17 protein-coding genes are annotated in these 25043 nt (G+C 60.7%); 4 read left to right on the top strand and 13 right to left on the bottom strand.

Features of this window, described 5'->3' with window-relative positions; translation table 11 throughout:
• Nucleotides 1-242: 242 nt before the first annotated feature.
• The 11 genes from secA to Q0G85_RS04175 all read right to left on the bottom strand — a co-directional run bounded on the left by secA (nucleotide 243) and on the right by Q0G85_RS04175 (nucleotide 14087).
• Nucleotides 243-3050 (bottom strand): preprotein translocase subunit SecA, encoded by a 2808-nt coding sequence (gene secA / locus Q0G85_RS04225; RefSeq protein ID WP_297155025.1) that lies wholly within the window; start codon nucleotides 3048-3050, stop codon nucleotides 243-245.
• 174 nt (nucleotides 3051-3224) lie between these two features.
• Entirely contained in the window at nucleotides 3225-5783 is a 2559-nt protein-coding gene (locus Q0G85_RS04220) for a BTAD domain-containing putative transcriptional regulator (protein ID WP_297155023.1), read from the bottom strand.
• Nucleotides 5784-6174: 391 nt separating this feature from the next.
• Nucleotides 6175-6600, bottom strand: coding sequence for a ribosome silencing factor (gene rsfS / locus Q0G85_RS04215; protein WP_297155021.1), 426 nt, complete (start codon nucleotides 6598-6600; stop codon nucleotides 6175-6177).
• Nucleotides 6597-7250, bottom strand: a complete 654-nt coding sequence (yqeK, locus tag Q0G85_RS04210; RefSeq protein WP_297155019.1) for a bis(5'-nucleosyl)-tetraphosphatase (symmetrical) YqeK — start codon at nucleotides 7248-7250, stop codon at nucleotides 6597-6599. Before yqeK ends, rsfS begins: the two co-directional genes overlap by 4 nt.
• Before the next feature lie 3 nt (nucleotides 7251-7253).
• Nucleotides 7254-7979, bottom strand: a complete 726-nt coding sequence (gene nadD, locus Q0G85_RS04205) for a nicotinate-nucleotide adenylyltransferase (RefSeq protein WP_297155017.1) — start codon at nucleotides 7977-7979, stop codon at nucleotides 7254-7256.
• 3 nt (nucleotides 7980-7982) lie between these two features.
• The gene (locus Q0G85_RS04200; RefSeq protein WP_297155015.1) at nucleotides 7983-9287 is read right to left on the bottom strand and encodes a glutamate-5-semialdehyde dehydrogenase; all 1305 of its coding nucleotides are present in this window, start codon (nucleotides 9285-9287) and stop codon (nucleotides 7983-7985) included.
• A gap of 74 nt (nucleotides 9288-9361) precedes the next feature.
• The gene (gene proB, locus Q0G85_RS04195) at nucleotides 9362-10621 is read right to left on the bottom strand and encodes a glutamate 5-kinase (RefSeq protein ID WP_297155013.1); all 1260 of its coding nucleotides are present in this window, start codon (nucleotides 10619-10621) and stop codon (nucleotides 9362-9364) included.
• Entirely contained in the window at nucleotides 10621-12012 is a 1392-nt protein-coding gene (gene obgE / locus Q0G85_RS04190) for a GTPase ObgE (protein WP_297155011.1), read from the bottom strand. The genes proB and obgE overlap by 1 nt, the downstream gene beginning before the upstream one ends.
• A gap of 130 nt (nucleotides 12013-12142) precedes the next feature.
• On the bottom strand, nucleotides 12143-12406 hold the full coding sequence (gene rpmA, locus Q0G85_RS04185) for a 50S ribosomal protein L27 (RefSeq protein WP_297155009.1): 264 nt from the start codon (nucleotides 12404-12406) through the stop codon (nucleotides 12143-12145).
• 19 nt (nucleotides 12407-12425) lie between these two features.
• Nucleotides 12426-12746: a 50S ribosomal protein L21 gene (gene rplU, locus Q0G85_RS04180; RefSeq protein ID WP_158048956.1), complete on the bottom strand. Its 321-nt coding sequence runs from the start codon at nucleotides 12744-12746 to the stop codon at nucleotides 12426-12428.
• Nucleotides 12747-13181: 435 nt separating this feature from the next.
• Nucleotides 13182-14087 (bottom strand): LysR family transcriptional regulator, encoded by a 906-nt coding sequence (locus Q0G85_RS04175; RefSeq protein WP_297155007.1) that lies wholly within the window; start codon nucleotides 14085-14087, stop codon nucleotides 13182-13184.
• A 117-nt stretch (nucleotides 14088-14204) separates the two neighbouring features.
• Between Q0G85_RS04175 and Q0G85_RS04170 the strand changes: the two genes are divergently transcribed.
• The 4 genes from Q0G85_RS04170 to Q0G85_RS04155 are packed head-to-tail and all read left to right on the top strand — an operon-like array spanning nucleotide 14205 to nucleotide 16492.
• Nucleotides 14205-14807, top strand: a complete 603-nt coding sequence (locus Q0G85_RS04170) for a DapH/DapD/GlmU-related protein (protein ID WP_297155005.1) — start codon at nucleotides 14205-14207, stop codon at nucleotides 14805-14807.
• Entirely contained in the window at nucleotides 14808-15335 is a 528-nt protein-coding gene (locus Q0G85_RS04165) for a cyclophilin-like fold protein (RefSeq protein WP_297155003.1), read from the top strand.
• Nucleotides 15336-15353: 18 nt separating this feature from the next.
• Nucleotides 15354-15923, top strand: a complete 570-nt coding sequence (locus tag Q0G85_RS04160) for an alpha/beta hydrolase (RefSeq protein WP_297155001.1) — start codon at nucleotides 15354-15356, stop codon at nucleotides 15921-15923.
• Between the two features lie 26 nt (nucleotides 15924-15949).
• Nucleotides 15950-16492, top strand: a complete 543-nt coding sequence (locus Q0G85_RS04155) for a flavodoxin family protein (protein ID WP_297154999.1) — start codon at nucleotides 15950-15952, stop codon at nucleotides 16490-16492.
• Nucleotides 16493-16972: 480 nt separating this feature from the next.
• Here the strand turns inward: Q0G85_RS04155 and Q0G85_RS04150 are convergent, their stop codons facing one another.
• Entirely contained in the window at nucleotides 16973-24577 is a 7605-nt protein-coding gene (locus tag Q0G85_RS04150) for a hypothetical protein (protein ID WP_297154997.1), read from the bottom strand.
• A 236-nt stretch (nucleotides 24578-24813) separates the two neighbouring features.
• On the bottom strand, nucleotides 24814-25043 hold a 230-nt coding region (locus tag Q0G85_RS04145; RefSeq protein ID WP_297154995.1), incomplete at its 5' end, for a hypothetical protein.

Raw genomic sequence — 25043 nt, 5'->3', positions numbered from 1 at the left:
GGTACTGGCATACACGAATGGCACGGTCAGAATACGCATAATTATACACGAATGGCACGGTGTCATAGCGATTAAGCTCGAGCAAACTGCGCCCAAGAGCAGAAGAAAGGGGCCGCTTCCCTGGGGAAACAGCCCCTTACCCTACAAAGCCATGGTGCAACGCATCGACCTTGTGCCAGGATGGGCGGCCGCAAGCGGTGGCCACCGCTTCACAGCAGATGCGCCATATACAACGGCAGCCGCTAATCCTGGTACATGCCGTGGCACTTTTTGAACTTCTTGCCGCTGCCGCAGGGGCAAGGATCGTTACGGCCGACGTTCGCGAAGGGGTCGTCCTTGTCCTTCACGTACGTGGTGGGCTTCGGCGCGGCGGGCTTGGGAGCCTCGCCCGCGCGAGCTGCCTGCGCTGCCGCCGGTGCCACCTTGATGTCGGACTTAGTGAGGGCGTCTTCGGGCTTCGAGTAGCTCAAACGGCCCTCAAGCGGGTTCTTCTCCTCGGGAATGGGCTCCTGCTTAACGGCGATCTGCAGACGCAGAAGCGTGCGCAGGTAGTCCTCGTACATGCTGGCCGTCAGGCGCTGGAACGCGGCGTAGGCCTCGTTCTTGTACTCGACGAGCGGGTCGCGCTGCGCGAACGCACGCAGGCCGATGCCGGTTTTCAGGTAGTCCATCTCCGCGAGGTGGGCCATCCAGCGCGTGTCGATAATGCGGAGCATGACCTGGCTTTCCAGGTTGCGCATCATGTCGGCGCCAAGGAGGCTCTCCTTTTCAGCGTAGATGCCTTCCAAGTATTCCGTAAGCGCCTCGGCGACGTTTTCGGGCTCGTCGTCGTGGTCGAGCGACGCCACGTGGAAATCGGCGTTGCCCGTCATGCCAGCAGCCCACGTGTCGACGGCCTTCACGTCCCAGTCGTCGAATGCGGAGCGCTCGGGGCAGTTCTCTTCCACCACGGCATCGACGGCGTCGGAGATAATGCCGGGGATGCGGCCGTTCATGTCCTTGCCATCCAGGATGGAGTTGCGCTCCTCGTAGATCACCTTGCGCTGCAGGTTCATGACGTCGTCGTATTCGAGGACGTTCTTACGAGCTGCGAAGTGCATCGTTTCGACCTGACGCTGCGCGCTCTCGATCGCCTTCGACACCATGGACGCCTGAATGGGCTGGTCATCAGGCATGTTCGTCTTCTCCATCATGCTGGAGATGGAATCCATGCGATTGCCGCCGAACAGGCGCATGAGGTCGTCTTCGAGCGAGAGGCAGAACTGCGTCGTGCCCGGATCGCCCTGACGACCCGCGCGGCCGCGCAGCTGGTTGTCGATACGACGCGACTCGTGGCGCTCGGTGCCGATGACGCACAGGCCGCCCGCAGCGAGCACCTCTTCGTTTTCCTGCTTGCAGATGGTGCGCGCACGGACAAGAGCCTCTTCGCGCTTCTCATCCGACGGCGCGGGAGCTGCGTTTTCGGGAATCTCCTCGCCTTCCGCCGGCTCGTCGTCGATGTGGCGCGAAGGGTCGAAGCCCCACTCGCGCAGCACGTCCTCGGCAAGCACATCGGGGTTGCCGCCGAGCAGGATGTCCGTGCCACGGCCTGCCATGTTGGTCGCGATGGTCACCGCGCCCACGCGGCCCGCCTGCGCGATGATGTGCGCCTCGCGCTCGTGGTTCTTCGCGTTCAAGGTTTCGTGCTTGATGCCGCGCTTGTCCAAAAGACGGGACAGGCGCTCAGAGCTCTCGATCGAGACGGTGCCGATCAGGCAAGGTTGACCCGCCTCATGGCGAGCCGCCACGTCGTCGGCGACGGCGTTGAACTTCGCGTCGACCGTGCGATAGACCAGGTCGTTCTCGTCGATACGGGCGACCGGCCTGTTCGGCGGGATGGCGACGACTGGCAACTTGTAGATCTCGCGGAACTCCTTGTCCTCGGTCATGGCGGTGCCGGTCATACCCGAGAGCTTCTCGTAGAGACGGAAGTAATTCTGCAGCGTGATGGTCGCAAGCGTTTGGTTCTCCTCACGCACGAGCACGTGTTCTTTCGCCTCGAGCGCCTGATGGAGGCCCTCAGAATAGCGACGGCCCTCCATGATGCGGCCCGTGAACTCGTCGACGATCTTCACTTCCCCGCCGACGACGACGTAATCGACATCGCGATGGAAGAGGAACTGCGCCTTCAAGGCTTGCTGCAAATGGTTCGCGAGCAGACCGGACGGGTCGGCGTAGATGTCGTCGATACCAAGCGCGGACTCGATCTTCTCAAGTCCGACCTCGGTGGCGTTGATCGTCTTTTTCGCCTCGTCCATCTCGAAGTCCTCGTCGAGCACGAGGTGCGGCATGACGCGGGCGAACTTGTTGTAGGTGTCGGCCGCGCGCGTTCCCGCGCCCGAGATGATAAGCGGCGTGCGCGCCTCGTCGATGAGGATGGAGTCGACCTCGTCGACGACGGCGAAGTGATGGCCGCGCTGCACGCGGGCGGATGCCCTCGTGACCATGTTGTCGCGCAGATAGTCGAAGCCGAACTCGGAGTTCGTGCCGTAGGTGACGTCGGCCTTGTAGGCGGGGATCTTCTGCGCGGGGCGCATGCCGTTTTGGATCAGGCCAACTTCCATGCCGAGGAAGCGGTAGATCTGGCCCATCCACTCGGAGTCGCGGCGGGCGAGGTAGTCGTTCACCGTGACGATGTGGACGTTGTCACCCGAAAGCGCGTTCAGGTAGCCCGCGAGGGTGGACACGAGCGTCTTGCCTTCGCCCGTCTTCATCTCGGCGATCTGCCCGTCGTTTAACGCCATGCCGCCGATAAGCTGCACGTCGAAATGACGCAGCCCCGTCGTGCGCACCGATGCCTCACGCACCGCGGCGAACGCCTCGGGGAGAAGCTTTGCAGCGTCTTCCCCTGCAGCCGCGCGCTCACGCAGCGAGTCGGAGAAAGCGCGCAGCTCAGCGTCGCTTTTCGGTTTGATTGATGCCTCGAGGCCATTGATCGTATCGACGATGGCCTGGTAGCGCTTGAGCTGTTTGCCCTCGCCCATCGTGAGAAGCTTCGATAAGAAACCCATGTATGCCGTCTTTCTTGAAAGCCTTATGTTCATGTAACGCCGTGATTTCGCAGCGTGCAACCTCTCGTACTCTAGCATAAGGCTTGCCGAGCCCCGGGAAATCCACTACACGACCAGATGCGATAATCCTCAGCTGAAAATGATGCTGTCGTGGGGAAATGCTGTGAAAATCTGCTATTCGAGCACCTCCTCGGCCTCGACCGCGCTGCGGTATAAGGCGACGATCGATGGCGAGGGGTCGATACCGAGCTCTTCGGCAAGGTACCTTCGACACGAGATGTAGGTGTCGATGGCAGCAGCGCGCTGGCCCGCGCCAAGCTGCGCCTCCATAAGAGCCGCGCACGCATCCTCGCGCGAGCGGTCGCGAGTAGTCGCCTCGCGGGCAAACCAGAGCGCCGCGCGAGGCTCGCCTGATTCCAAAAGCCTGCCCGATGCACACACAAGGGAATCGACGAGGTTGATGCGAAGTCGCCTGCGAGCAGCCGCGATGTCGTCGTTGCCGCGTTCGCTCGGCAAAAGGTCGCCAGAATACGACTCATCGATCGCCTCGAGATGGCCTCGCCAGCGATCGAGGTCGATTTCCCCGAAACTTAAGGTGCGACAGATAGAATCGAGCTCGGCAACGTCGCTTCGCAAAAACCGCGCATCGAGGCGGACGCCTCCCTGGTCACGAAGAAGGTAGGGGCATGTCCCCTCGTAGTCGAGCCCCCGCTTGAGCTGGCTCCACACCGAGTAGAAATTCTTGATTGCGCAGCCATGGGGGCTGTCAGGCCAAAGCGTTTCCAAAAGGCGCTCACGGGAAAGCTCGCGGCCGCGGGCGAGAACGAGAAGCGCGAGGAGCGTTTTGGTCTTTTGCCTGCTGAACGCCTGCATATCGACTTGCCGATTGCCGATGCGCACGTCGAGCCCGCCGAGGAGCCTCACGTAGAGAGCGGGCGGGTCGCCCTCTGCCGCCGACGACGCGTCCAATCTGGCAGGACGAGCGGCATAGCGTTCGCGCATCGAGCGCTCCCGTTCGACCCGCGCGCGTTCCTCACGAAGCGCATCGCGCCTGTGAGCTGCGCATTCGGCGAAACGCGCGACCTGCATGGAGCGTGCCGCCGCAAGCGTTTCCGCCGCAGGGGCAAAGCGCGATGGCAAGACCCCCTCCTCCGCCGCGCGGGAAAGGGCGAGCGCGAGCACCCCCGTCTGCCAGGACATTACGGAAGAATCTGCGCGCGATATAAGGTCGTAAGCCCAAAGGGCGACTAGCTCGATCGTATGCGCGTCATCTGCCGAATCAAAGCCCGACGTCGTTTTCTTCGCGAGTCCCTGAAGGACGAATAGGGCGCCGAGGACAAGCACGTGCTCGGGCGCGCGATGAGAAACGAGATCGCCCCACACCTTTGCAAGCGACACGATTCCTTCTCCAAAATGGGACGCGACAAGGCTCAATGCAGCAGCGGAGTCAAGCTCGCCCCGACCGCTTGCGCGGGCAGCGATCCCTGCGGCCGCGGAAGCCACGCGACGGCGATCCTCGTCGTCTCCTAAGTAGGCGGCAACGAGGAGGAAACGCGAACGCGATTCTGAATCGACATTGCGGGCGAAGGCGTACTTTCGCGCGAGGAACAGAGCGCAGGCTGCGTCGTCAAGCGCAACGAGGCGCACTGCTTCGTCGGCAGCGAGGAGAACCTTGTTTTGACGCGCACCCTTCCCCGCGAAGAGATACAGCTCGTGAGCAGGCTTGAAGCATGCTGCCGAAAGAAGCTCGGCGCCATGGGAGGCAAGCCAACTCGCACTTGCAGGCTTCGCAGCAAAATGGCGAACGACGGCGCACGCCCTTGCGGCAGCTTCGCGATCGAGGAGCATCGCCGCGACGCACACCGCCAGCTCGCTTACGTCTTCGCACGTCGAGGCATCGACGAGCCGGTCTGCCACCCGCGAAAAGCCCTGGACGAGCGCCGGCATCTCGACGATAAGCGCGTCGAAGGCATCTTCCCGAAAACATGCACCGAGAAAGGGATACTCCTCTTCGATGAGGGAAAATGCCTCGTCGGCATGGCGGGAGCCCATAAGCGGGACAAGCTCGGAGAGGCTTCCCTCTCCAAGCGCCAGCATGAGAAACGCCGCGAGCAGAACGCTTGCGGGCGGCTCCTCTGCCGCCATGCCCGAAACGAGACGGCTCCCGTCATCGCCGCCCCACAAGATGCACGCCACGCGGCTTTTCGCGGTCGAAGACCCCGTCACCGCCGCAGCGCGGTCAGTCTCTTCGTCGGTGAGAAGAAATCGGCTCGCCGAGAGCTTCACCCTGTCTCGATGCAGGTCGGAATACGCGTCGCAGGAAGGGGTGCACGTTGCGAGCACTTCGTTTCCCGCCGCAAGGAGATTGTCGATGACCTGGGAAAACGCCTCGACGCGCATCGCGTCCATACGAGGCAGATCGTCGAATACCACAAGAGATGCCGCACCGTCGACCTCGGCGATTCGCGATGCGATGATGCCGGCATCGAGATCGCGCAGAAAGCACGGGCTTTCGCAGTTGACCCAAAAAGTGTGCTTAAACGAGAAAACGACCTGTGCATATTCTGCGGCTACCGTCGACTTGCCGAAACCGGAAGGAGCCACGAGGAAGCGCGCGACGTCTCGAGAGCGCAGAAGTTCCGCGACAAGGTGCGGGCGCGAGTTCGGCGCGGAGGAGGCGACGTATTTGGGGCGGCGGCCCTTGCATGCGCACGACATAAGAAAGTCGGACATAAGATGTCCCTCTCCCAAAAACGAAAGCCGCGTTGGCCGAGTCTACTCCCCGAATCGGGAGAGCGCCATATCGTCAATATGGAAGGAGAGGCGCGAACCCCGCGCCCAACAAGGGCGCCTGTCCCACAATCGAGCCATACGCACAAGTACTGAAAATAAGAAACGCCTGCAGCACGTCGTATGCAACGCAATGCAGGCGTATAAGTTGAAAGAAGGGATAAAGTGGCGGAAATAGCTTGCGACCATGCCGCGGTTGCGCCGATGGCAGACCGAGTTTGCGTCGGTTTTGCGACAGGCTTTCGCAGCGAGGTCATGCATTCCACGCCGCATTCGCACCTGGCTTGCGCCGAGCTCCCGCCGCAACCGTGCCGTGTTTCTGCCAGATTTTCGCCTATTTCTTGGGCAGAAGCTTCGAGATGCGGTCGGAGTACTGGACGTCGGAAAGCCCTGCCTCTTTCGCCAGATCGAGCACAGGGGCGTCGTTCCACAGCTCCTCGAGGCGGTAGTACTCGCGCGTCTCCGGCTGGAAAACGTGCACGACGATTTGACCGTAGTCGAGCAGCGACCACGAACCATCCTGCGTTCCTTCGACATGGAAGGGTTTCACGCCGCCCTTGTCTCGCAGGTCCTCCTTGATGGCGTCGACGATCGAGTTCACCTGACGGCTGTTCGACGCCGTGACGATCACGAAGAAGTCGGTCTCGCCGACAAGCTCCGCCACATCCTGGACGAGGATGTCGGTCGCCTTCTTCTCGTCGGCTGCCTGAGCAGCGATGATTGCGAGTTCTCGCGAGGTTTTCTGTTCGTTAGCGCTCACTTGCGCTCCTTTCGCTTTGTGTTTATGTACGGCTTTTCATTTTTCACCGCGTAGGCGTTCCAGATTTCCACCGTCCGCGGATGCAGCGTCTTGCCTTGCTCGATGATGAGAATCGTCCAGTACCCGAGCACTGCGACGTAGAGCTCCTCGAGCGTTACGTGGCCGATTTGGGCACGCAGTTCGTCAACGCGCCCGAAGCGGCGGTTCGGCTCAAGCGCGTCGGCACAGTAGAGTACCATATCGAGCGGCGTCATATCGATCTCGCCTGTCGTATGGCGGTCGATGGCCTGGAGGATGCGCGCGGGGATGGCAGGATAATCTCGACCGAGCGCGGCGGCGGCCGTCGGTCCGTGTAGAAGGCGCGGCTGATGTTCTAAAATCCAGGGATTCACCTGAAGTCCCAGCTCGCGGACTCGCTTGAGAATCTCCTCGTCATCGTAGGCCTTGTCCCAGTCGTGCAGAAGTCCCGCAAGACGGGCCTCGCGCTCGTCGACCCCGTAGGCGCGCGCGATGATCGCAGCCTCCTCGACCACGCCCATCACGTGAGTGAAGCGCTTCTCGCTGACACGACGTGCAAGCTCGACCTTGCGCTCCTCGAAAAACGCCTCGCCGAGCACCTCGGCCGACTCGGCATCGCTACCCTTCCCCACCGTTTAATGCTCCTTTCGGTACAATCCATGCTCGCATACGTAATCGCGCACGCGCGACATGGTGAGGTATCTGATTGATTTGCCCTCGCTGACGCGGCGGCGCAGGTCGCTTGAGGAAACCGACAGCCCCGTGATTTCGAGAAACTCCACCGTAAAGGGGCTTTCCTCGAAGGTGGCGCGCATCTCGTCGTCAAGCGGATAACCCGGCCGCGTCACGGCGACGAAGCGCGCGAGTCCCGCGACCGCCTCGCTTTCGTGCCAACGGAAGATCTTCGCGACCGCATCGGCGCCCGTGATGAACACGAGCTCGACATTGTCGGGGTAATGCGCCCGCAGCTCGCGCAACGTGTCGACGGTATAGGTGTCGCCGCCGCGCTCGATCTCCAGCGAGCTCACGTCGAAGGCAGGGTTGCTCTCGGTCGCAAGACGGCACATGGCGAGCCGGTCGCTCGCGGGCGTGATGTCCCGATCGCGTTTGAAGACGGGATTGCCGGCGGGGATGAACACCACCGCATCGAGCCCGTAGGCCTCGCGCACCTGCTCGGCGCAGGCCAAATGCCCGATATGGACGGGATCGAAAGTGCCGCCCATGATGCCCAGACGCGCTGGTGCGCCATTTGCCCCCAGATCATCGAAGCGCTCGCACACGACGGGCATACGGCGCGAGGTCGCCTGATCGGGGTGCATCCCGGACGCGTTCGATTCGCCAGCCAGCGTTTGGTCACCCATGCGTTAAGCCCTCACCTGGCCGTCACCACGCAGCACGTACTTGCTCGAAGTGAGCCCCTCAGTTGCGAAGGGGCCGCGCACGTGAAGCTTCTGCGTGGAGATACCGATTTCGGCGCCGAGGCCGAACATGCCGCCGTCCGTGAAAGCCGTCGAGGCGTTCGCATACACGGCCGCCGCGTCGACTTCGTTTAAGAAGCGCTCGATTGCCAAAGCGCCCGCAGGGTCGCTCGGGTTCGCCACGATGGCTTCCGAGTGCATCGTGCCGTAGCGGTTCACATGAGCGATGGCCTCATCGATACCCGCGACGCACTTCACGGCAATTTCGGGCCCTAAGTACTCGGTTTCCCAATCTTGCTCGCTCGCGCGGTCGACGCGAAGCGCGCTTTGCGCCTGTCCGCGCGCGGCCCCTGCGGCAAGCGCCGCCTCGCACGCCTGCTCATCGGCGTGGATCACCACCCCGCGATCGGCAAGCTCGGAGAGCGCCTCGGGGAGGAACTCGCCGGCGACGGACGCATCGACAAGCAGCGTCTCGCACGCGTTGCAAACCCCGAAGCGTCGGCACTTCGCGTTCACGAGAATCTTGCGCGCCATGTCGAAGTCGGCGGATTCGTGCACGTAGACGTGGCAGTTTCCCGTCCCCGTCTCGATGACGGGGACTTTGGCGGTCTCCACGCAGTGGCGGATAAGCCCTGCGCCACCGCGGGGAACGAGCACGTCGATCAGGCCGTGAAGCCCCATGAGGACGTCGGTCGCCGCACGGTCGGTCGAGGCAACGATGCCGATCGAGCCCTCGGGCATGCCCGCTTCCTCAGCCGCGCGCGCGAGCACAGAAGCGATGGCCGCACACGAGCGTGCCGCCATCGAGCCACCGCGCAAAACACAGGCGTTGCCCGACTTCAGGCAGATGCCGGCAGCATCGGCAGTCACGTTCGGACGCGCCTCGTACACGACGGCGACAACGCCTAAGGGGACGCTCACACGCTCGAGGCGGATTCCCGATTCGAGCGTGCGCTGCTCAAGGGTGCGCCCGAGCGGGTCGGGAAGCTCGGCAAGGCTTTCAAGCGCAGACGCGATATCGCGAACGCGCGCGTCGTCGAGCGCGAGCCTGTCGATGAGGCTCTCCTTCGTGCCCTTCTCGCGGGCGGCGGCAACGTCTGCCGCATTCGCCTCGAGAATCTCAGGCGCGCTCGCACGCAGCGCGCAGGCCGTAGCGCGCAGGGCGCCGTTGCGTTCCTCGTCGCTTTTCTGGGCCAAGCGGACACTCGCCGCACGAGCCTGCTTGGCGAGCATCTCGATCTCTTCGTACATGCCTGAACCTTCCTCTCGCCCGTTCTGTTTCCCTGCGATAATCCCTGCTAGTTGGGACGTTTTCCAGTCATGCGCTACTCGAAGGCAATGAGCTCGTCGCGGTGGACGACCGGCTTTTCGGCGAACGCCGCAAGCAAGCGGTTGCGCTCGAGTTCCTCGCGCGTGCGCCCGCAAGCAAGTTCCACCTCGTCGCTCGAGAACGCCGTGCGACCGCGTGCGATCACGTGGCCCGTCGCGTCTTTCACATCGACGATGTCGTCGTCGTTGAAGCGCCCCTCGACACGGGAGATGCCCACCGAGAGAAGCGAGCTGCCGCGGTGGAGCAGCGCTTGCTTCGCGCCGTCGTCGACGATAAGTGCTCCACGGGCCGAATCGCCGAGCGCAATCCAAAGCTTGCGCGGCGTGATCTCGTGCGGGCGTTCGCTCGCCGCAAAACGCGTCCCGATGCGCTCGCCGAGAGCGGCATGCACGATGGCGTCGGGGGCATGCCCGAGGCAGATGGTCATGGGAATGCCCGCCGCCATGAGCACGCGCGCGGCCTTGATCTTGGTGATCATACCGCCCGAGCCGACGACGCTTCCCGCATCCCCCGCAACGCCCATGATGCTCTCATCGATTCGATCGACGCACTCGATCAGGTGCGCGCCCTCGACCTTCGTCGGGTTCGCGTCGTAGAGGCCGTCGATGTCAGAGAGGATCACCATAAGCTCCGCCTCGACGAGGCAGGCGACGAGCGCCGCGAGCGTATCGTTGTCGCCGAAGCGGATCTGCTCGACCGAGACCGTGTCGTTCTCGTTCACGATGGGCACGACCCCCATCTCGAGCAAGCGGGAAAGCGTGTCGCGCGCATGGAGATACGCTGTGCGGTCGGCGGTGTCGCGCCTGGTCAAAAGAACAAGTGACGTGGTAATCCCATGCTGGGCGAACGCTCGGGCATAGCCTGCCGACAGCGCGCTTTGCCCCACCGAGGCCGCCGCCTGAAGGCTTGGCATGTCGGTGGGCCGCCGCTCGATGCCAAGCGCCTCGAGCCCGCACGCGATGGCCGCGCTCGTCACGATAATGGGCGAGAAACCCGCCTCGCGCACGCGGGTGATCTGGCGAGCGACGTCGTCGAGGAACGCGTAGTCGATCTTGCTCTCAGACGTGGTGAGCGTTGAGGAACCTATCTTAACCACGAGCGGGCGCAGGTGGGCGGGAAGGCGTCCCTCGCGAGTCTCGCTGGCGCTGCTGGCACCGCACGCCCCGCGGGCGTCACTTGCCTCGCGGGCGTCATGCCCATCGCAAGTCTCGTGCCCCTCGGCCACTGCGGTGATGTCGGTCTTGGCCTCGTCCATTAGATGTCAAGCTCCTCGAATGCGTCTTCCGCCAGCGCCGACTCGAACTCGAAGGCGCGTCCCACGATGCGAATCTCGTCGCCGTTGCGCGCGCCCGCCTTCGCGAGCGCATCTTCCACGCCGATGCGCTTGAAGCGATGCTGCAAAAAGGCGATGGCGTCCTCGTTTTCCCAGTCTGTCTGGATGACCATGCGCTCGACCTGGCCGCCTTCCACACGGAAGACGCCGTCGGAGAGTTTGCGCACGGTGAAGCGGCGGTCGCGCATCTCGCGCTTGTGTTCCCACACGTGCTCGAATTCCGGCTGGTCAGCGGCATTCGCGCGGGCTTCCTCGCGCAGCTCGTGCACCTTCGTCGCGATGGCGGCCTTAAGCGAATCGACCCCCTTGCCCGTAAGTGCGCTGATGCGGTAAAGCTTCGGGTCGATGGGGCTGTCCGCAAACTCGTCGCCGCCGGCAGCTGCGATGGAATCGGCGCGCACGCGCTCGGCAAGCTTCTTGCAAACCTCTTCGGTACCGGCAACGTCGATCTTGTTGGCCACGACGATGCGCGGGCGGGAAGCAAGGTCGCTCGCGTACAACTCGAGCTCGCGGTTGATCACCTCGTAGTCGTGCAGGGGATCGCGTCCCTCATAGTCGCCCGTGAGGTCGACCACGTGCACGATGAGCGCGGTACGCTCAATATGGCGGAGGAACTCATGTCCGAGGCCGCGACCTTCGTGCGCGCCCTCGATCAGGCCGGGAACGTCGGCGACGACGAAGCTCAAATCGCCGCTCGTCGCCACACCCAAATTCGGGACAAGCGTCGTGAACGGGTAGTCGCCGATCTTCGGTCGCGCAGCCGAGATTTTCGAAATGAGCGAGGACTTCCCCGCCGACGGCATGCCTACAAGCGCCGCGTCGGCCATAAGCTTCATCTCGAGCTCGACCCATTGGTCCTGCGCCGGCTCGCCCAGCTCGGCGAACGCGGGAGCGCGCCTGGTCGAGGTGACGAAGTGCACGTTGCCGCGGCCGCCGACGCCGCCAAGCGCCACGGTGATGCGCTCGCCGTCGTGCGTGAGGTCGGCAATGAGCTCGCCCGTTTCCTTAGTATCCTCGAAATACTCGTGAACCACCGTGCCCACGGGCACCTTCAAGATCATGTCCTCGCCGTCGGCGCCGCGCATGCGCGAGCCCTTCCCGTGCGTGCCGCGCTCGGCCTTGAAGTGGTGCTTGAAACGGTAGTCGATCAGCGACGAGACGCCCAGGTCGGCCTGGATGACGACATTGCCGCCGTGTCCGCCATCGCCGCCGTCGGGACCGCCTTTGGGAACATGGGCCTCGCGGCGGAACGACATGCAGCCCGCGCCGCCGTCGCCGCCTTTGACATATATGCGTACCTTGTCTACGAACATGGGTGATCCTTCGCGAACAGTGCGGGCTTCATGGGTGCCCGCGTTGTCTGGATTGTAAACGAAAGGCGCCCTCTGATATGCAGGGGGCGCCTCGAAAACCGACTATCTATGCTGATTGCGCGGTAGCGTGCTATTCCTGAACCTCGGCATCGGGACGGACATGCACGCGACGCTTCACGCCACGAGTGAACTCGAGGGTGCCGTCGCACAGTGCGAACAGGGTGTCGTCCTTGCCGCGGCCGACGTTCTCGCCGGGATGGAACTTGGTGCCACGCTGACGAACGATGACGTTGCCGGTGCGGACATGCTGACCGCCGAACATCTTCACGCCAAGTCGTTGTGCGTGAGAGTCGCGACCGTTACGGCTGGAGCCTAAGCCTTTCTTATGAGCCATGGTGTATGCCTCCCTTTACCTATTCGGCGACGGCGGTGCCGACGGACTTGATTTCCACGCGAGTGAGCTGCTGGCGATGGCCGCGCAGCTTCTTGTAGTTCTTGCGCTTCTTGAACTTGAAGACGAGAACCTTCTCGCCCTTGAACTGCTCGATGACAGTTGCGACCACCTTGGTGGCAGCGGCCTTGGCAGGGTCCGCCTCGACGGTTTCGCCGTCGACGACGCAGATGACAGGAAGCTCGACCTCAGCGCCCACCTCGGCATCGAGCTTCTCGATGTTGATGCGGTCTCCAGGGGCAACCTTGTACTGCTTGCCGCCCGTTTTCACGATTGCGTACATTCACTTCTCCTTATGCGAAATAACTGCATGCGATAACTTTGAAGCGTGGCCGTAGCAAGACTCCGAGGAGCGCATATGCACCGCCTCCGCGTATCATCGCACTTATTCCCGATTGCGCCGTCCTTAGCGCAACCTGTTGAATGATACCAGAAGTCATGGCTACACGCGAGCGCGTTGCGTGGATTTTTCATGAGAAAGCACAGACGCTTCACGGGGAATGGCGTCAGGGTCGCAGGTGGGACAGGAGTCGGGTGATTTGTCTCGCCTGCAATCCACCAAGCTTGCGCCACTGCCGATTGCCTGCATGTCGTCGATGCCGTCCCCAAGATGCCGAGCGGGGGCCCGATGAGGGTATCGAGATGTCCCGGGGCCTTCACGGATCAATCCTCGTTTTCCCAGGAACAATAGCTGTAGGTGGCTTAAAAGCTAGGTGGATTATTCGAAACAGATGCCTGCTGGAAGACAAAGCGCGTTGACCTCATCGAGGAACGCTTGAGCTTGTCGGCTGAGCATCGTTTTTCTCCAAAGAAGCCCGTTTCTTGAGTGCACGGGCGGATCAAGGGGCACGAACGACAGGCCCTCGGGGCTCGCTTCTGCGGAAGAGGCGATGAGCCCTTCGAATGCCAAGGCGATTCCGAAACCGCTTTTCACCAGCCATTTTACATTCATGAGGAGCCCGTAGGTCGCGACGATTTCCAGAGATCCGGCGCGGGCTCCGAACCATTGCCGCAGAGACCCGACTCGCTGTGCCTGGCGCGAAAGAATGAGGGGGAAGGAGGCGATGCCATCCAGCTGCACGTCATCCTTCGCGGCAAGTGGGTGGTCAGAAGGGACAACAACGCCCCATCTATCCTGAAACGGCAATTCCAAGACGTTGAGGTTTACATGGGGCTGGAGCTCGCACTCGAGCAAGAAGTCGTATTGCCCGCGAACAAGCCCGTCCATGAGGTCGGTGGATGTGCCGCTATGGAGCTGGAAATCGATGCCGGGATATTTGTTTCGCGTATTCCGCATTGCTTGAGCAAGGGTGGACATCGCCCTTGTCTCCCCCGCGGCGATATGCACGCTACCCGTTACGCTGCGCTCGGGAAGCTTGATATCTTCCTCCGCTTTCGATACGAGTTCCGTAATTGATTGCGCGTAGTTAAGCAAGACGGTTCCGTACTCGGTAAGCTCGGTCCCGCCATGAGTTCGAAGAAACAGTTGCCTTCCCAGTTCACGCTCTAAATCCGCCAGCTGGCGCGAGAGCGTCGGCTGCGTGATGTGGAGCCGCTTAGACGCGTTGACAAGGCTTCCTTCCTGCGCCACCGCGATGAAGTATCGGAGCGTTCTTAGTTCCATTCCCTCTCCTCGTTCTTCGTAATATGCTTAACAAGCATATTACAAATTACATTATTGGTATTAGCTATAGGTTGAATCCCTCCTTACTATCTTGGTAAGTCTGAAAGGAGGGAAACTATGACCGACTATTACGAAGACACCCACGATCTAACGCAAGAAGACGTGGCGACCTTTCTCGAGGCTATGGCTTCAGGCAGGGAAATCGAGGCCGGCTCGGAGGTCCACCGCATCATGGTTGCCGCATCCGAGCGCGCAATGCACATAACCGCGCGCATGAACTCCTCTTTCCAGAGCCTCTCGGAGACCAGAGACGCCTTTGAGGAATTGCTCATGGAGCAGCTTCCGGACGGCGTGGGCCTATTTCCGCCCTTCTCCACCGACTGCGGGCTCAACACGCATCTGGGCCGGGGCGTCTTCATCAACGCGGGCTGCCGATTCCAGGACCAAGGCGGGATCTTCATAGGAGACCGCACGCTCATCGGCCACAACGCCGTCATCACGACGATCAACCATTGCCTGGACGTTGAAAGGCGAGCGAACATGATTCCCCGATCCGTCCACATCGGCTCAGACGTGTGGTTCGGGGCGAACGTCACCGTGCTTCCCGGCGTGAGCATCGGCGACGGGGCGGTAATCGCGGCGGGCGCCGTCGTCGCGAAAGACATCCCCTCCCGCACGGTAGCCGCCGGCGTCCCCGCCAAAGTGATCAAGAAGCTCTAGATGGGGGCAAAACGAGCAACTGGTTTGGCGTTTGCGTTGATGCTGCTTTCGGGAGCCTTGGCTGGATGTGCTGAGGGATCGCAAGACAACGCGCCTCAGATAGTTGAGGAGCCCGCTGCTGCGTCGTCGCAACCAGAAGCCGCCGCAGAGCAAACCGCTGATGCCCAGGCGGCTCAAAGCCTGAGCATCCAGGTCGACGACGCGGCCATGACCATCGAGCTTGCGGACACAGACGCCGCTCGCGAGCTGGCGTCAAAGGCATCGCAAGGCGACATCACGGTCGACCTGCACCCCTATGGAGGCTTTGAACAGGTGGGCGAGCTGCCGTGGACGCTCCCTCGAAGCAATCGGCAAGTCACAACAGAGGCTGGGGACGTCATGCTCTACCAGGGCAATCAGATAGCCATCTTCCACGGTTCGAACTCCTGGGCCTATACCCCCTTGGGGCAGATCGTCGGATATGAAGCCGGCGCGCTTGGATGGGTTCATGGCGACGAAGAAGTCCAGGTAGTAATAAGCGATGACTAGAGCGATTCGGAAGAAGGCATGATGCAAAGCGAAAAACTGGAACTGTCGCAGGAATGGGACAAGGTGTTCCCCCAAAGCGATGCGGTCGAGCACGAGAAGGTGACGTTCGTCAACCGATTCGGCATTACCCTGGCTGCGGACCTCCACAAGCCCAAGAACGTCGCGGCCCAGCGCACGGTCGACTACCGTGCGAGCGAGTACCTGCGCGCCGGTGGCGTCGTCGATCCGGTGCCCGAAGATGCGCCTCAGTTCGTCAAGGACTACCACGACTATTACAAGACCTCGCGCGGCTATCATGAGCGTTCGGGCAACTCAACCGACGGGTGGAACGCGACCTCGAACATCCCCTGGGCCAATACCAACCTGCTCCAGTTCGCGCACGAGATCGAAAGCGCCGTCATGATGCTGCACGGCGAGAAGGCCCACTCGCGCTATATGGGCGAGCGCATTTACGAGAAGCTGAAGGGCGACAACAAGGAGCTGCTCATCGTCGAGGGCGCATCCCATTGCGATCTGTACGACGGCGGAGATGACGGCGTCATCCCCTGGAATGCGATCACGGCGTTCTTCGATAAGAACCTCAAATAGGCGAACGGTGGCGAGGGAAAATCACGATGAGCAAGAAGGTCTTGATCGTTTCAACCAGCATCCGCAAAGGCAGCAATTCGGAGATCATGGCGCGCGAAGTTGAGCGCGGTGTGCTCGAGGCGGGCAACGAAGTCGAGTTCGTGTCGCTCGCAGGGAGAGAAATCGGGTTCTGCCGCGGATGCCTGGCCTGCCAGAAGACGGGCAGCTGCGTAATTCGCGACGGCATGGGCGCCTTGATCGGAAAGGTGCGCGAGGCAGATGCGATAGTTTTCGCGACGCCCATCTACTATTACGAGATGAGCGGCCAGATGAAGGTCTTCCTCGACCGCTGCAATCCGCTATACATAAGCGACTACAAGTTTAGGAGTGTGTGCCTGATCACGGCCTCTGCCGAAGAGGGCGACGACGTTGCCGAACGAGCGGCCCGGGGGTTGCAAGGCTGGATAGAGTGCTTCCCAAAGGCCTCCTTCGGCGGCCTGCTCTCGAGCGGAGGCGTCACCGGGCCCAACGAGGCGGCTGACCGCGAAGAGCTCATGGCGGCAGCGCGAGAATTCGGGCGGCAAGTGTAATCCGGCCCGTCAAGCGCTATCGAGCCCGCCGTTTATCGGGGGGGTAACTTGCGTCCCATGGAACAAATCTAAAGAACTTCAACCGCTCTTATAACAGGGAGCGCGGCTTCGATCGAATCCGCGCTCGCAGTCCGGTACTATTCTATTATATAGAACGTCTGTTCTATTCCCACTCAGCGACTAATCCAGTACGGGTGCTGCCAATTCGTGTCGGACTATGCCACCGAAAGGCTGATTCGTGCGCAATCCAGGCAAATCAGGCCCCTTGATTCACGGTTTCGGGAATGACTCAATTGATTCACGAAACCGCAGGTCTCACCTTTAATCACTCCCAGGTTTCCGTCGGGGTTCGAAGCGGGCGGCTCGAAAAGGGGTGATCCAAGGGTTCTCCGCCAACCGCGCCGGAAACGAACCGCTTTGATCGGCATATGGGCGTCCTTGCTGCGGAGTAAAACCGCATACCCGAAGAAGGGCGGTGCTTCACTCCCTGCGAACGCGACGAACGCATACGACCACCAGCCCCAAACCACCGAGCGCAAGGGCGAGCAGCGGCGCTATCGGCGCGGCATCGCCAGTTTTGGAAAGCGAATGTTCATCGCTAGGAGCTTCAGGCGCCTCGGGGACAGCCGGGACATCGGGAGCCCCCGGCTTGCTGGGAGTCTCGGGGTTGTCGGGAGCCTCAGGCCCTTCAGGCTCACCGGGGTTGACCGGCTTGTCCAGGTTGTCGGGAACCTCGGGGATGGTCTCGTTATTGAAGACCACGGAGTCAGTCGAAACTCCATCACCGCCGTCCAGCACTTCGCTTGAGATCAGATAGTCGCCGTCCGCTCCCTTCTGAAGAACAACCTTGATGGTCTTCACCGACTCGTCCATGTGGTAAATCGCGGCGAGCTCGTCGCTGGATTTCTCGGTCATCTGGTACCAATACGTGCCAGCGATGTTGCGCGGCCCGTACGTGATGCCGTCGAACGCAATCTTTCCGTCGGCGTCGTTTGCCGCCTCGGCGCTCTGCCCGCCCTCGATGGGGCTCCCGTTCTCGTCAACCTGCACGAGCGAGAAGGTGAAAGCACCTGCAGGGGTTTCGCCCTTGCCGCCGTCGACCAGTTTGAGAGCGGTCGCCGACCACGTAGGCGCCTTGGCGGAAACTACCGATCCGTACTCGGTGACGACGACAAGATCGTCTTTGACCTCTGTCTTGTTCCCGCCCTTGTACTGGCCGTCCACGAACACGTCCACAGAGTTGCCAATGCCGTCGACTGAGCCCACTACCTCGGTCTTAATCGTAACGCGCACGTCGGGATGCTCCGAGGGGTTCTTAATCTTCACCTCAAGGGTGCGCGTCGCCTCGTCGAAGCTCGCCTCGTAATCACGACCCTCTTCAAGCGGGGCAACCGTCGTTCCAGCAAGCGTGGTGCGGCTGTCCTCAACCGAGACGCCCAGATACCTCAAACGCTGGTCAAGCACATCTTTGACGCTTGCCGTCTCAAGGCTGGAAAGTTCAACGGCGCCGAAGATCTGCTGCAGGCGCACGTCCACGGACCAGTTGATGAGGGGGTTCCCGTCCTCGGATTTACCCGAAGAGACGATGCCCTTCTTCGAGACATCGGGCTGGACCTTAACCTGTCCGGTCGAGGAATCCGCGGCGGTAGAGCCATCGGCGGTGCTCACCGTGAAAGCGTTGCGGAAAGTGACGACACTATCGAGGTCACCGCCCGCAGCGACGTATGCCGCACGGTCGACCGTCAACGTATAGTCGACGACTACCGTCGCGCCCGCCGGAAGCTTGTCGAACGTCAACTTCCAACCGCGATCATTACCAAAAGTGCCCGGAACGTTAAGCGCAAGCTCACTTCCGTCCACCATGGCGAGCGACACGCCGGCAACTTCACCGTTCACAATCTTCGCGGCGTCGAAAGACTCTTCCGCCCCATTGGCGAGCGTCACCTTGACGGTAAGCGCCGAAAGCATCATGGCCTTTTGGGCTGCAGCCGCAGAATCGTTATAGCCGAACATCGACGTTATCTGGTCGATGAGCGTGAAGTCCTCGCGCGACGCCTCGCCTGCGCCCGCCTTCACCGTGAACGATGCCGACTGGGTTTCGAGGCCGCCTTGCGGCGTAGTGGCGGCAGACTTCTCCGCTGTGACCGGAATGTTCGGCGCAAAGCTCGCGTTCGACCCGCCGGAAAGGACCGCTCCGCCCGAAGACAGGCTCGCAACGTTCTGGATTCGGTAAGCGGCGTTCGCAGCAGCGCCGCCCGCCTTCACGAGCGCGGCAACGAACGCATTCTTATCGAGCACCGTTCGGTAAGTAACCTCGTAGTTTTGCCCCTTAGCCAAAACCTTCGCCCCGTCGGTATTCTTGATCGCGATGGAGAGCCGCGTGCCGTCAATGGCAACCGACATATTGCCGGTCGTCCAGCCGCCATTGATCGCCTCGTCGGTCAGGGCGCCGTTTTCGTAAAGAACAGTGCCGCCGAGCGAGACTACGACGTCTTCGATGGTGGTTGCGCTCTTGGCAGCCGTTGCCGCAGCCTCATCGTCCGCGGAGAAGGTGGGTTCGTCGTTGAACACAAGCTCGGAGGGGTCCACCGAATCGCTCGTCTTCGCAGAGAGCTGCCAGGTAGCGGTGCCGGCAGAAGCATCGACGTCCTTGACGGACTTGCCGAAGGTCGCAGACTCGATCTTGATTTTCCCGGCCGATGAATCCGCCTTCTGATTGCGGTCGCCCACGACCTGGTTTTTGACGGTCAGCTCCGGCGCACGGTTGGTGCCCATGGCATTGCCCGCACCATCGAGGAGGCCCTTCTCTGCAGCATCCTGGTAAAACCCTTGCCAGTCGATGTCCATGGAGTATGTGCTCGCAAGGTAGCTATCGAAAGGCAAACCGCTCGCCGTGATAGTGAATCCCGGACCAGCCGCGTAGACGTCTTTGCCGCCCTGCTCGTTGGTCTCGGTCAGCGCGCCGCCTTGCTGATAGGTAAAACCGATCGCCCTGCCGTCCGTTGCGGTACCAGTACCGTCGTTCGAGGAGGAAAGCTTCCCGTCGATGCTGTAGATGGGGGTTTTGCCCTCGAGGTTGGTTCGATTCTCCGAAACAGCAGGCTTCTCATTGCCGCCCACAAGGTATACCTTCAAATCGCTAATCGAAATGTGCTTGTTGAGCAGGTCGGCAAGCTGCTGGCGCATCGCAAGTTTCTGGGCGTCGTCCATGCCGTCGACATCCGACCACAGGTCATCAACGAAGACTCGGCTCATATCGTCCAGCTTCACGGTCGGCTTATTTTTGCCCAGCGTGCCTGTCCAGTCGTAGAACATCCAATCAATATGGGATTTATTGGCGCTTACAGCGACGGGGGTCTTCGCCGCGAGCTGATCGGCGAGAAACTCGCGCTGCACATTTGCATCGGGCCACACGCGCAACATGCCGTTGTTCCCGTCGATCTCACCGCCGGCAAGCGAAATGCCGTCATCCACGCCCTGGGCGTACATATCTCCCACATGGCTTGCCCCAGCTGCGGAAACGTCTTCATCAGCAATAGCGGCGGAAGCGGCGTCGGTACCGTCTACGACCCCGTACGGGCGCTCCGCTTGAGCATGGTTGAACAATGCCAGCGCGCCGCCGTGATAGTAGTCACTTTCACGGAAGCTTGTGTCGCTCTCGGCCTTAGCGTCAATATCAAGGTAGAGGTCATAGGTGACGCTAATCTTGGTCTGAGCAGAGAGTAGCTGCGGATTGCCGTCCGAGTCCTCATCTCGCTTAATCTGACCGTTGAAGAGCGAACCGGGCTGCTCAGAATAATCGCCAAAGTTCAAGACCGAAGACTTCCAACCATCCTTGAATGTGAAGGTCCCCGTCTCTTCATCATAGGTGCCGATTACCTGTTCGGGCTGGCCTGGCTCGGTAACGGTTACCTTAAGGTTCTTAAGGGAAGTGGCTTTCTTGAGTGCTGCAACAGCGTCCTTGTCTTGCTGCGTGGTCGTTGCGATGTCGGAAACATCATACGTCACCGCATCGGAGCCATTCGAAGTGTTGCCCGAGTCAACGACCTTAGAGATGTGATCTTCGATGTTGACAAACGCGGAGGGCGAGAAGCCCACCTGGGTATCGATCTTATAGCTTGCATAGAGACCACCGTTGTCATCGTTTGCGGCGGCGGGGCCAGTAGCTTCCTTCTTAATGGAAAGGCCTGCCGTCACGGCTTTGCTAACCGTTGAGATGGCAGAGTCCTTATTCGTAACGCGCCACGTGCCAAAACCTGCTGCATTCTTGAGCTCAACGTTGTAAAGCGCTGTTGCGGCATCAACGCCAGCCTTGCCCTGGGCTGCCGCTGCGGCTGCAACGAGTTCCTTGGTATCAAGCTCGGTCTGATAATCGAGCTGATCGTTATTTCCAACGCTCACCACTTGCTCAAGGCCGCGGTATTCGATAGCAAGCGAGCTGGTGGAGTATGCTGGGTCGCCGACATTGGCGCCGACGGAGCTCAACGTGCTGCCGCCCACCGTGCTGGAAATAGAGTCTGTCATGTTGCCCGCGTAATAAACGTAGACCGCCATGGGATTGGCCTCGGAGTTAGCCGTACCTCCGCCCGAGCTGGTCGTCAGAATCTTGCGGTACACGCCAGGGACGTCGGCATCCCAATAGCAGTTAACGGGGTTCGTGGTCTTCCATGCGCCGTCAACGTATTTCTCCCACGCATCGCCGCCCATGTCCTTTGACGGGATGGGTCCGCAGCCGCCACCGTTGCGATTCTCATTCACGCTTGGGTATTTGCTCGGGAACATTCGCGTGACATGCGTGTATTTGCCCGCATCCACGTTGACCTCGTTGCCATCGGCATCCGTCACCTTGGAGCCGTTCATCGTGTCACCGATGGTGAAGCGTCCAGTCCAGCCGCCATAGTAGGCATTAACCAGCGGCGAGCTCGTATGCGTGGTGTAGTTGCCGCTCATGTTGAAGTTGTTTGCCACAAGCGTCCAAGAGGTGGCGATATTGGCGGGGTCGGATGCGGACGCGGCCTCATTGCTGTACTTGTAGAGGCTGGGCGTATGCGTCGCACCTGTCGCGCTCACGCGATAGGCCCACTGACCAAGCGAACTCGCATAGCTCGAATACCCAGGCCAGTTGTTATGTCCGTTGCCCGCAATAAGCGTGGCGTCACCCGTATGGCACACAAGCTGCGCCGTTGCCTTGAACGAGCCGTCGGACTGCACAGAGCGATCGGTCACCTTGGTGAAAAAGCCCACGGTAATGGTCTTGCTCCCCGTTGTCGAATCCACATCGAAGGCATTTCTTTCGATGCGGATCGAGAAGTTATTGTTCCCGCTCTTCTGCTCGATGGTGGTGCCATCGCACATCTGGTCCCAGGATGCTTGGTAAAAGCCCGTGCTCATACCTGACGCGACGCTTTCCCAGCCGTTCGAAGTTTTCGCGAACGCGTATCCGCTGCTTACATCTTTGCCGCTCACCTTTACGCCGCTGGGTGCCGAAACGACCTGAAGAGGCCTGTCGGCACTCACGTAGAGCTTGCCATCGGTCCACCTCTGCCAGTTGTCGACGTTCATCGTCATGGACCAAAAGATAGTGGTGTCATCCACCCACTCGGCATTCATGTAGGAAGACTGCTGCGTGCCCACGCCATAGGAAATCTCCTTCGCGGTACGCGACTCCGCGTTGAAGGAGCCGTTGCCCACCTGCACCCGGTCGGCAATGTGCTTACCCGAGCGGGCCTGGTCACTCACGTCGAAAGAACCCTCGTACTGCGGGAACGTCATCTGGAGGGAGGACTGGGGAGCATTGAACACGTGCAGGCGCCAAGAGCCTCCCTTGGCGCTTTCCATGTTGTTGCTGCGCTCGTCGCGATAGTTGTACCAGTTTTGGCCGCTGATTTCCTGCTGTCGCTGGGCGTTGGCGTTGGTCCGCGGGTCTACCACGATGTACATCACGTCGCCGTAGGAATTGCGCACCAGGTTGCCGTTCTGATCGACGCTGCGATACACCACAAGCTGCTGGCTTGAGTCTGCGTCGGCAAACACCTTCTTCAGCTGGTACTGCAGCTTGGCATCGCCGCGTGATCCACCGTCGTTGCCTGAAGCGAAGCAGGAATTGGAAACCAGGTTGGAGTCGCCCTTAACCTGGCCCACGGACACCGTGCCGATGAACTGCCAATAGTTCGAGCCCGTCATGCCGACGATCTGCGTGCCGGGACCGGCACCGCCCGTCATGAAGGTGGAAGCCGTGCCATCGTTCATCACGTAGCCACCCGAATTGTCAAGCCAGCGATAGTCCGACTCCAGCTTCTTGCCCGGAAGGAAAGAAGCCATAGAGGCGTAGAAGTTCACGCCTGTGTCGTTGTACACCGCAGGGTCGAAATCAAGCCAGTAGTAATTGCCTCTGTAGGAGCTGGTATTCGTGCCGAGCCACGTGCACACCGCAGAATTGACGAATTCGAGGCCCGAAGCGGGATTGAAAGTTGCCGTGCTTCCATCCGGCTGTTCAAACCGCCCAAGGTCAGTATTGAGGGACCCCGTGGCATCAAGCGCATTGAGGGAGTCGGCAGTGGCATGCAGGGAAAGCTGCGCGTTCATCCAGGTTCCCGCGTAGTCACCTGCAAGAACCGTGGGCACATAAAGGTTCAGGGCTTTGATGCCCTTCGCTTCGTTGCCAGCGCCGTCGGTGACGCTTAGCGTGAAGCCCTTGGCGATATAGGATTGATGATCCGTGCGGATGAGCGACCCTTCAAGGGCGTCAGCGGCAGAGAATGCAACATCGACCTGAAGCCCGTCGAGGGAAAAGCGGACCACGGTCTTGCCGTTGCTGTTTTCGATGATGTTCGACGGATTGGCGGTCACCCAAGCGCTCTTGTTGCTGCCACCCTCGGTCTTCTCGGCATAGGTTACGCCAAGCGAGAAATAAGGACCGCTGTTGTCCCCGTAAGCGTTGAAGACGTTGCCCTCGGCAGGAGCCGTTTGCGCCCAGGCGCTCTCGTCAACCCACACGCCCATGTTGTCGTCGAGCGAAATTCTGGCATTCTTGTAGGCAAAGACGTCGTCTGCCGAGCCCTCCGGAGCGTTCTTGGAAAGCGAGGTGTACACATAATATGATGTGGGGCCGCCGGAGCCCGCGCTGATGGCAGCCCCGTACTCACCGTCAATGCCAGGAGTGGGGTCGTCGTTCACCTTGAAGCTCACAGTACCACCGGGAACATAGGTGAGGGAGACGGTGCTGCCGCTGGTAACATTCTGGCTTACCGTAGTGGTGTACTGGAACTCGCCGGCAATATCCACGCGATCGGCAACATTGGCGAAGTCGATGCGAAGCTCGTAGAGGGGGTCGCCCGTGCTGTTCGCAAGCGGGGCTCCATCAGAGCCGAGCCTGGAGTAAACGCCGCCCTTGGCAGTCATGTCCCCAGAATTGAAGAAGTTAAGCGGAACATCGGGGTCGACGAGCTTATTTCCGCTTTTGTCCTGCTTGGCGGCAACGAGTTGCCAGGGAAGTTCCATGGAGTAGGTCGTGTCCTCTTGGACGCCCGTGCCTTCGCCGTCGGCGTTGTTCGGCGTTATGGCAGCCATGCGAAAATGAACCGTCACGCCATCGCCCTTCGAGAGGCCGGCGCCTTCCCCGCCTTGCTCGACGGGCTTATAACGCTGGTCGACCGCGCGATTGGGGTCGTTTGTGTCCACGACCTTTCCGTCCTTGTCAAGCAGCGTGGTATACATCTGCGCATGAGGGTTGCCGGCGGCATCCGCCTCGACAATATTGACGAGGGGAGCTGTAGCGTGCGCTGCAGGCGCGGGTTCGTCGGCCCCATCAGATTCGGAAGCTTCGGATGCAGAGGCTACCGCAGCGTCGTTTGCAAGCGCAGTCGCTCCAGGTCCGCCATCGGACTGCTCGCCAGCGGATGCGCCTTCATCAACCGATTCCTCAGAAGCACTCGGAGCGGCGGCCAGGGAGCCGGTCCCGTCGCCGAGCCGTTCGCCGCCAGAAGCGCCGGCTTCAGGACTTGAACCCGCAAAAGCAACCGACTCTGCAAGGCCTTGAGCAGGAACAAACGAAATCACAAGCGCTGCAGAAAGCAAGACGCTCATCGCTCGTTGAAGCGCGTTTTTATTCACAGATACCCCCCAGTTAGCAACCATATGGAAATCACGCATTGCAAATATGTCATTTTATATGATTTGTAATCAGGGCACTACTGTTTTTATTATTTTCCTTTAGCGACCTACGGAGAATTGAACGATAGAAGATAGCAGTAAAATAGTCCTGTTCAACTAACGAAATCCAATTATTTACTATTTTGCACTTTTGATACCAGGTGCAGTTACTACTCCCCGACCGCTTGCTCAAATCGGCAGCTGTCATCTTTTGACAAGGGAGACATGGCGATGGAGGGGCTGCGGCTTTCGCCATACTGGATAAGTGGGACATGAGCCTGCAACCTGACAACCCCGTAACCCTGGTTATCCCCGAAGCCCCTGGCGATAGCTTCGGCGATTAACGGTTCGGTTTTTGCCGCTACGCGATCAAAGTCCAGCGGAGCGGCCAGCCCCAGCG

The sequence above is a fragment of the uncultured Ellagibacter sp. genome (assembly GCF_934617235.1).
Taxonomy (GTDB): Bacteria; Actinomycetota; Coriobacteriia; order Coriobacteriales; family Eggerthellaceae; genus Ellagibacter.
Note: the sequence above shows the minus strand (reverse complement) of the source record. Positions and strands in the feature narration are given on the sequence as shown.